This is a genomic window from Frankia sp. CeRuru1, assembly GCF_977966315.1.
Genome location: NZ_CDWWEW010000220.1, coordinates 1 through 8806 on the forward strand (window position 1 = coordinate 1; position 8806 = coordinate 8806).

An 8806-nucleotide genomic window follows, 5' to 3' on the forward strand; every position below is an offset into this window, starting at 1 on the left:
CCACAGGCACCCGAACCCCGGCTGGTAAGGTGTCGGCCACGATAAAGCCGAACCAGCGAACCAGCAGAGAATCACGCTCCCAGGTATTTACTTTTCGGCCAGGCGAGAGGAGTACAGCCCCGGTTCCCACGACTCCCTACACCAAAAAGATTTAGAATTATCCGGCGCATCTAGCGAGAGTTCAGTTCATGGCTGCGAATTTCGCTGAAACGGTCACTGAAAGGCCGACGCCGGGGGGGATCAACACACTGAATATGGCAGTTCCGCCGCCGGAGTACGCGGTGGCGGATCTGGATCCGCGCACGAGTGACCTCGTCGTCCCGAATGGATCCGGATGGCGGCGGGTCATGCGGGTGCCAGGACGACGGCATTACCATCACGAGCACCACGATCGCGCCGTCGCGACCATCCAGCAGGCCCGGAGCCGCACTCGATCGACGGGCCGGAGTTGTGTCGTCGGCCTTCTGTACATTGCCGAGTTCGGCCGGCTGCGCGAGCGCCTCGCTCCGGGCGCCTGCCTGTCCCTGCTCAATCAGGTCGCTGCCTTGGCAGGTGGTCTGCATCGGTGGCGTGGCTCCGCCATCGGCCAGGGCCGCCCCGGCGAGGTGGTCGTCGTCCTGCCGACGCGGCCGGGCCGCTCCGCCGAAGCGGCGTTCGGCGAGATCGTGCGTACGGTCGCGAGCTGTGACTTCGCTGTCGACGGCGAGCGCCTGCGGGTAACCCCCGTTCCGGGGTTCGTCCAGGTGGACGACACCATCGACGATGCCACCGCCCTGCGGCGGGCCCGGCTGGCCATGGGTCTCGCCGCCCAGCAGCTCGACATGGTCCCCGTCTGTTACGACCCTAAGATGGAACCGGCGGAGAACCAGCCGCGACGTTCCGGGCGCCCGTTGCACACACGGTTGCGGCCGTCCGATGCCGTCCAAATCGTCGTCTCGACCGCGGTCTGCCTCGGACTCCCGTTCGGGATCTACAGCACACTGTTCACACTGGGCCTCGATCCGACCCACGTCGTCTTCGCACTCCTGGCCATCGCGCTGGCCGGCACTACCCTCACCACCTACCTGGAGCAGTTGTCGGCGCTCGAACCGGAGAAGTGCCCGGACGCGCCCGCCGCGCCGTTCCCGGCGGCGAGCGCCATCATCGCCGCGTATCTGCCGAACGAGTCGGCCACGATCGTCGACACGGTCAAGGCGTTCCTCCGGCTGGACTACCCGGGTCCGCTACAGATCATCCTCGCCTATAACACCCCCCGATACCTGCCCGTGGAGGAGAAGCTCGCGCGGATCGCCGAATCCGATCCCCGTTTCGTCCCGATGCATGTGCCGACCAGCACCTCCAAGGCGCAGAACGTGAACGCGGCGATGCCAGTGGTCACCGGTGAGTTCGTCGGTGTCTTCGACGCGGATCATCATCCGGCACCGGACGCCTTCCGACGGGCCTGGCGGTGGCTGTCGCACGGAGCCGCGGTCGTCCAGGGGCACTGCGTGATCCGGAACGGAGAGGCATCGCGGATCAGCCGCACCGTCGCCGTGGAATTCGAGTCGATCTACGCGGTGAGTCATCCCGGCCGGGCGAGGATGCATGGTTTCGGGATCTTCGGCGGGTCGAACGGCTACTGGCGGACCGACCTGCTGCACCAGACCCGTATGCGCGGCTCGATGCTGACCGAGGACATCGACGCGAGCCTGCGCACCATCATGAGCGGCGAGCGGATCGTCGCAGACCCGGAACTGGTCTCCTACGAGCTGGCGCCGACGACGATGTCGGCGTTGTGGCGGCAGCGGTTGCGCTGGGCGCAGGGCTGGTACCAGGTCTCCCGGCGGCATCTGTGGAAAGCCGTCGGCTCACCAGACCTCACCGCCCGCCAGAAACTCGGCCTGCTCTGGCTGCTGGGCTGGCGCGAGATACATCCGTGGCTTTCGCTCCAGATGTATCCGCTGATCGCCTTCGGTCTGCTGCACCCGCAGGCCGAGCACGGTTTCCGGTTGAACGTCTCCCTGTACGTGGTCGCCACCCTGTTCTCGACGATGACGGGCCCGATCCAGGCGTTGTTCGCGTACGCCCTCGCCGACCCCACGATCCGCCGTCACCGGAGTTGGTTCGTCCAGTTCTGCCTGATGAACATCTTCTACAGCGAGTTCAAGAACGTCATCGCCCGGCTGGCACCGGTGAAGGAGCTGCTGCGGGAACGAGAGTGGCACGTGACCCCACGCACCGTGCCGCAGCCCGACCCGGTCACGCCGGACAGCGCGACCGCACCTCCAGCCGGCTCCGTCCCTCCAACCGGCTTCGCGGCGGGCGGTGTGGTCCCTTACCCCGAAGCCAGGTCATGACCACACCAGGCGACCCTCGAAACATCGTGCCGAGGTCCCGGGTTCTGCCCGCGCCGGCTCTCCCGTCCTGGTGGGCGCAGCCCCCACCGCCACCGGTGCCACCGCCGCCACCGCCGTTACCGCCACCGAGGGAGCGGCCGACGGTGCCGGTCCGGACCTCGGCCCGGCCGCGGGCCGGGGAGGCAGGTATCACCGGAGGGACCGGAGGAAACCGCCGCGGTCGTCGGCGGACGACGGTGGGCGATCCCAGGCTCGAGCTGGTTGACCTGGGCGGGTTCCGCGGCGTGGCGGCGATCTCGGTGATCATTTTCCACGCCTATCAGTTCTGCCGCGGGGATGGCAACACGCCGTACGCGGGTACATTCCTCGGCCAGGTCCTCGGCGCCTTCGACGGGATGATCAGTTGGTTCTTCCTGGTCTCCGGGTTCCTGCTGTATATGCCGATGGTGAACCGGGTCAGGGCCGGCCGGACCCAACGGTCACCCACAGACACGCTCATACGTCGTGGGCTACGGATTCTTCCGCTGTACTACACGGCGCTCATCATCGTATGGGCGGCGCGCAACCCCGGCCTGCCCGGCGACTGGATCGACCTGGTCGAACACCTGACCTTCACCCAGGTCTTCGACAGTAAACGGGTGTTTTACACGATCGGCCCGGCCTGGTCGCTGGCCGTCGAGGTCTACTTCTATCTCTACCTCGCCCTGGTCGCCGGCTGGCTGCGGCGGCGGCAGACCCATCGACTGCCCGAGGCGCATCGCTGGCGGCGGCTCTGCCTGCCGCCGGTCCTGCTGATCGTGGTGTCCGCCGTCTGGATCGTCTACGCGGTCTACATCGTGCGGGCCCAGCACGACCAGTGGGCGTACTGGTTCTCGCCGCAGAACTATGCCGGCAACTTCGGCCTCGGAATGATCACTGCGGTTCTCTATGTCCGCCGCGGTCGGGAACGGCCGTTGTCCGCCCCGCTCGCGTGTGCGTTGCGGTTCGTCGCCGCCGGGCTCATCATCGCTGGCGCGATGGTCCGGGGGCACACCGCGGCATCGTTCGAGGCGTTCTCCACGCTGAATTCGATCGGTTTCGGTGTGCTGTTCGCCGCCTCCGTGCTGGCGCCCCGCGACACGCTGTGGCGCCGGTTCTTCGCCACCCCGGCATTCGTCTGGCTCGGCATGATCAGCTACAGCGTGTACCTGTGGCATGAGCCGATTCTGCTGCTAGTGCTGGACCGGCACGGGCTGGTCAGTCACGCGCCGTCGGCGTTTCCGTGGGTGGCCGCCCTGCTGGTCACGGCCGGCGTCATCGGTGGATGGATCAGCTACGTCGTCCTGGAGAAACCGGGCCGCCGGCTGTCCATCCTGGTGGAGAAGCTTCGCCACACCCCGGTGCCCGCATCGGTGTCCGCCGCCTCGGTGTCCGCCTCGGCGCGACCGGCACGGCCAGCTCCCTGACGTGGCGCAGGCTTCCCGGTCTGCGCCGGCTGCGCTATGTGCGCTGGCCGCGCGTGCGGACCGTCGTGCCGGCGGCCCGCCGACGCCGTCGCCGGGACACTGACGGGCACACTGGTTCCGCCGCCACGTCTGGCACCCTGCCGACCGCCAACGGCCGGCTTAGCGGAGTGAAGTTTTTCGGCCTGCTCCGCTGATAGATTCCCAGGTCAGCAAGTGTCGTCCCCGCATGCGCGGGGATCTTCCCGGATCACCGGTGGACGGTTTATGCAGCCGAGGGTCGTCCCTGTGGCGTTGCCCTCGACCTCGCGCAGCACGTCGACCCGGCCCCGATCTCAGACCTCGCCGCCGCCGGGGCCCGACCACCCCGCTGGGCACGGCGAGCGCCGAAGGCGCAACGCGGGGGGTTGGGGGGCTTGGCCCCCCCGGCCAGCATGACGGCCACGGCGAAGCCGCCCACAGGGCGGCGAGCATGACCGGCCAGCGCGTGGACCTAGGTGGACTTGAACCACCGGCCTCTTCCTTATCAGGGAAGCGCTCTAACCGACTGAGCTATAGGTCCGTGCTGCGAGTGCAAGAATACAGGACGGCGGCGGAGGAGTGGGACCGCCGCCGCACCTCCAAGCTAATGATCGCTCAGGGTCAGCTCGACGCCGCCGATCATCTCGGCGCAGAGGTTGTAGAGCAGGGCACCGAGCGTGGACAGCGCGGTCATGAGGATGACGTTGATCGCCCCGATGAGCAAGCTGATCTGCATTGCCCGGCCGAACGACAGCCATCCTCGGATGTCGGTGCTGCTGCTGTCGGTCAGGGTGTCGGCCGCGTCGGAGACACTGTCGAACACGCCGATCGAGTTCAGGACGAACCACAGCACGGCGATCGCGACGAGCAGAACCACAAAGACGCAGAGGGAGAACGCGAAGCTGACCCGGGTCACCGTGAGGGGATTGACCTTGGACAGCTTGAGCTTGGCCCGCCGGCCCTGACCGGGCGGGCGGGCGGAACCGGACGAGCCGGGACCGGACCGGCTAGGAGAGTGACCGGCACCCGCCCGCTCAGCGGAGACCGGCTCGAGCTGGTCGTCGAGCGCGCCGGGGGAGGTCGTGGTCACGCTGTTCAGAGCGCCCGTCGTCGTGGCGGTACCCGCGGACTCCGGCGCCGCGAGCGGCCGGTCGTAGGCCGCCGTGGGGCCGGCACCGCCGGGCCTGCCCCCCGCCGGGCCCGGCGCGGCGGGGCGTACCGGATCGGGGGCGGGCATGCGCTCGGGCGCGGCACGGTTCCTGTCGGGATTCGTGGTACGGCTCCTCGTCATGCTGGGCGGGCGGACCAGGGAGATGGTGTCGTTCTCCTGTGGCCGTTCGGCCGGGGGCTCCACGCGAACTGCCGGCCCCCCTGGCGTGGCTCGACCGGGTCCGGGTGGCGCCAGGCCGAGGGACTTCGCCGGCGACGATACGGCGGCCGAGCCGAGTTTCCGGGTAGCCGAGCCCGCCTCGTCGGAGTGGGTTCCAGCGGCCCCGGTACGAGCCGACCCGGATGGGGACACCGACGACGTTCCGCTGGCACGTCCCGTGGAGGGGCCACCCGACGAACCCGTGCCCGACGCGCCCGACGCGCCCGCGGAGGAGCTGGACAAGGACCGCGAGGACAAGGGAGACTTCGCCCCGTCGGGGACCGATCCGGAGCGGGGCGCCGCCGAACCCGACGCCGACGAGCCGGGTTCGGCCGGATAGGCCTTCGACGACTCGGCTTTCGACGACTCGGCCTTCGATGACCCAGCTTTCGACGACCCAGCTTTCGACGACCCGGCCTTCGACGACCCAATCGAACCCGTCGGCCCCCCGGCGGAGGACGGCGGCGAGTCCGCCGCGCCTCCGGCCGGGCCGCGGCCGCCCTCCCGCTCATCCACGGGCCGACCGGACCGCCCGGGCCGCTGGAAGAACGGATTACCGGACGCGGGCCCACCGCCGGCCGCGGGCACCTTCACCGTCTCGCTGCCGGCGTCCCCCCCACGGCCGTCCCGCAGCGACAACGAGCGGCCCGCGGCGTCCGCCGCGCGTCCCGGCGCCGTCCCGGCGCCGGCCCGGCGACCGGCTTCCGAATCACGCCCGGCGGAACCGGAAACACCGGCGGAACCCGCGGAACCCGGGCTCGCGGAACCCGGGCCGGAGGAACCCGCGCCCCTGGCCGCGCCGCCAGCACCGGAGGAACCAGCGGAAGCGGGTCTCACCGTGGACCGCGGGCCGGCCCCGTCCCCTCTGCTCGGCCGGCGGGACTGCTCGGTATCACGCGCTCCCTCCGACCCGGCGGCCGAGGAGGGGGCGCGGTAGACCGCCGACCGGGCTGGCCGGTCTTCCTGACTGTCACTCACGGACTCTCCCGGTTCGGTCCTGACGGTGTGCACGGGTCCCGCGCACACCCGTCCCCTCGGGCGGCGTCGTTCTCGGCGTGGGTGGCCACGACCACGAGACCGTCAGCCTCTCGGGGCTCGCTCTCAGCTTTCCTGGGGCCCGGCGTCGGTGTCCTCCGCATCAGCATTACGCGCGACTCCGACAACCTGCACCCCGGACTCCAGATCGATGAGCCGGACTCCCATGGTCTGCCGCTGCGCCCGCCGTACATCCTTGGCAACGGTCCGCAATACACCCCCGTTGGAGGCGATGGCGTAGAGCTGGTCGTCGGGATCGACGACGAGTGCCCCCACCAGACCACCGCGAGTCGAGACGATCTTAGCGGTCAACACGCCCTTGCCACCACGGCCCTGCACCGGGTACTCGGCCAGCGGCGTCCGCTTCGCGTATCCACCGGAGGTGGCGACGAGCAGATCCGCCGTCGTACCCGGCACGACGACGTCCATGGACAGCAGCTCGTCCTCGGCATCGAACCGCATACCGATCACACCCGAGGTCGCCCGGCCCATCGGCCGCAACTGCTCGTCGTCGGCGTGGAACCGGATCGACTGGGCGTTGCGGCTGACCAGGAGCAGATCGTCGCCGGGCGCCACGAGCCGGGCGGCGATCAGCTCGTCGTCGTCGCGCAGGTTGATCGCCACCAGGCCACCGGCCCGGTTCGAGTCGAAGTCATGCAGCGCGGTCTTCTTGCACAGCCCGCGCTTGGTCGCCAGGACCAGGTAGGGGGCGGCCTCGTAGTCCTTGACCGCGATGACCTCGGCGATCCGCTCATCCTGCCCGAAAGCCAGGATGTTCGCGACGTGCTGGCCCTTGGCCGACCTGGCCTGCTCGGGCAGCTCGTGCGCCTTCGCCCGGTACACCCGGCCCTTGTTCGTGAAGAACAGCAGCCAGTGGTGGGTGGTCGTGACGAAGAAGTGCTCGACGATGTCGTCCTCGCGCAGCGCCGCGCCCTGCACGCCCTTGCCGCCGCGGCGCTGCGAGCGGTAGAGGTCGGTCTTGGTGCGCTTGGCGTAACCGCCGCGGGTGACGGTGACGACCACGTCCTCCTGGGCGATCAGGTCCTCGATGGACATGTCGCCCTCGAACGGGACGAGACGGGTTCGCCGCTCGTCGCCGAACTTCTCGACGACCTCGGCGAGCTCCTCGCCGATGATCTGCCGCTGCCGGGTCGGCGAGGCCAGGATCGCCTCCAGATCGGAGATCTTCGCGCGAAGTTCGGCCGCCTCGTCGATGATCCGCTGACGTTCCAGGGCGGCGAGCCGGCGCAGCTGCATGTCGAGGATGGCGGTGGCCTGGATCTCCGACAGCGAGAAGCGTTCCATCAGCTGGCCGCGGGCCACGTCCGCCGACTCGGCGTTGCGGATGAGATTGATGACCTCGTCGAGGTGATCCAGCGCGATCAGCAGACCGTCCAGGACGTGCAGCCGCTCGCGGGCCTTGCGCAGCTGATAGCGGGTCCGGCGGACAATGACGTCGATCTGGTGCTCGACGTAGTAGCGGACCATCTGGTCGAGGCGGAGGGTACGCGGCACGCCGTCGACGATCGCCAGCATGTTGACGCCGAAGGTGTCCTGGAGCTGGGTGTGCTTGTAGAGGTTGTTGAGCACGACCTTGGCGACGGCGTCGCGCTTGAGGTCGATGACCAGACGCTGGCCGATGCGCGCCGAGGTCTCGTCCCGGACGTCGGCGATACCGGTGACCCTGTTGTCCCGGACCAGTTCGGCGATCTTCTCGGCGAGGTTGTCCGGGTTCACCTGGTAGGGCAGCTCGGTGACGACGAGCTGGGTGCGGCCCTTGTTCTCCTCGACGTTCACCACCGCCCGCATCCGGATGCTGCCGCGGCCGGTGCGGTAGGCCTCCTCGATGCCGTTACGGCCGACGATGAGCCCCGAGGTCGGGAAGTCCGGGCCCTTGATCAGGCCGATCAGCGCCTCGAGCAACTCGGAGTCGCTCGCGTCCGGGTGGTCGAGCGCCCACCGCACGCCCTTCGCGACCTCGCGCAGGTTGTGCGGCGGGATGTTCGTCGCCATGCCGACCGCGATGCCGCCGGCGCCGTTGACGAGCAGGTTCGGGAACCGGCTGGGCAGAACGAGCGGCTCCTGCGAACGCCCATCGTAGTTCGGGGCGAAGTCGACCGTCTCCTGGTCGATGTCACGCAGCATCTCCATCGCCAAGGACGCCATCCGCGCCTCGGTGTACCGCATGGCGGCGGGTGGATCGTTGCCGGGCGAGCCGAAGTTGCCGTTCCCGTCGACCAGCGGGTAGCGCAACGACCAGCCCTGCGCGAGCCGGACGAGGGTGTCGTAGATCGCCGTGTCGCCATGGGGGTGGTAGTTACCCATGACGTCCCCGACCACGCGGGAGCACTTGAAGTACCCGCGGTCGGGGCGGTAGCCGCCGTCGTACATGGCGTAGAGGACCCGGCGATGGACGGGCTTGAGCCCGTCGCGTACCTCCGGCAGCGCACGGCCGACGATGACCGACATGGCGTAGTCGAGATACGACCGCTGCATCTCGACTTCGATGCCGATGGGCTCGATGCGGTCGCCGGGGGGAGGAGGTAGGACGTCGACCACGGGGTCCTTCCAGGGCAGTGGGAGCAGTCGTCAGGGCGTTAGGG

Annotated in this window: 5 protein-coding genes and 1 tRNA gene; 3 read left to right on the forward strand and 3 right to left on the reverse strand. The window is 69.1% G+C overall.

Annotation, left to right across the window (positions count from 1 at the left end):
* The first annotated feature begins 254 nt into the window (after positions 1-254).
* Both AC08OP_RS15720 and AC08OP_RS15725 read left to right on the forward strand, forming a co-directional pair.
* The gene (locus AC08OP_RS15720; protein ID WP_476614886.1) at positions 255-2336 is read left to right on the forward strand and encodes a glycosyltransferase family 2 protein; all 2082 of its coding nucleotides are present in this window, start codon (positions 255-257) and stop codon (positions 2334-2336) included.
* Positions 2337-2572: 236 nt separating this feature from the next.
* Positions 2573-3781: an acyltransferase family protein gene (locus AC08OP_RS15725; RefSeq protein WP_476614887.1), complete on the forward strand. Its 1209-nt coding sequence runs from the start codon at positions 2573-2575 to the stop codon at positions 3779-3781.
* Between the two features lie 485 nt (positions 3782-4266).
* Here the strand turns inward: AC08OP_RS15725 and AC08OP_RS15730 are convergent.
* Both AC08OP_RS15730 and AC08OP_RS15735 read right to left on the reverse strand, forming a co-directional pair.
* Positions 4267-4340 (reverse strand) — tRNA-Ile (locus AC08OP_RS15730).
* 63 nt (positions 4341-4403) lie between these two features.
* Complete coding sequence (locus tag AC08OP_RS15735; RefSeq protein ID WP_476614888.1) at positions 4404-5153, reverse strand: DUF3566 domain-containing protein; 750 nt, start codon at positions 5151-5153, stop codon at positions 4404-4406.
* 22 nt (positions 5154-5175) lie between these two features.
* On the opposite strand from AC08OP_RS15735, the gene AC08OP_RS15740 reads away from it, so the two are divergent.
* Positions 5176-5508 carry a hypothetical protein gene (locus AC08OP_RS15740; RefSeq protein WP_476614889.1) on the forward strand — a complete coding sequence of 111 codons (333 nt, stop codon included), beginning with the start codon at positions 5176-5178 and terminating at the stop codon, positions 5506-5508.
* Between the two features lie 761 nt (positions 5509-6269).
* Here AC08OP_RS15740 and gyrA read toward each other — a convergent pair.
* Entirely contained in the window at positions 6270-8762 is a 2493-nt protein-coding gene (gyrA, locus tag AC08OP_RS15745; protein WP_462203711.1) for a DNA gyrase subunit A, read from the reverse strand.
* Positions 8763-8806: the final 44 nt, after the last annotated feature.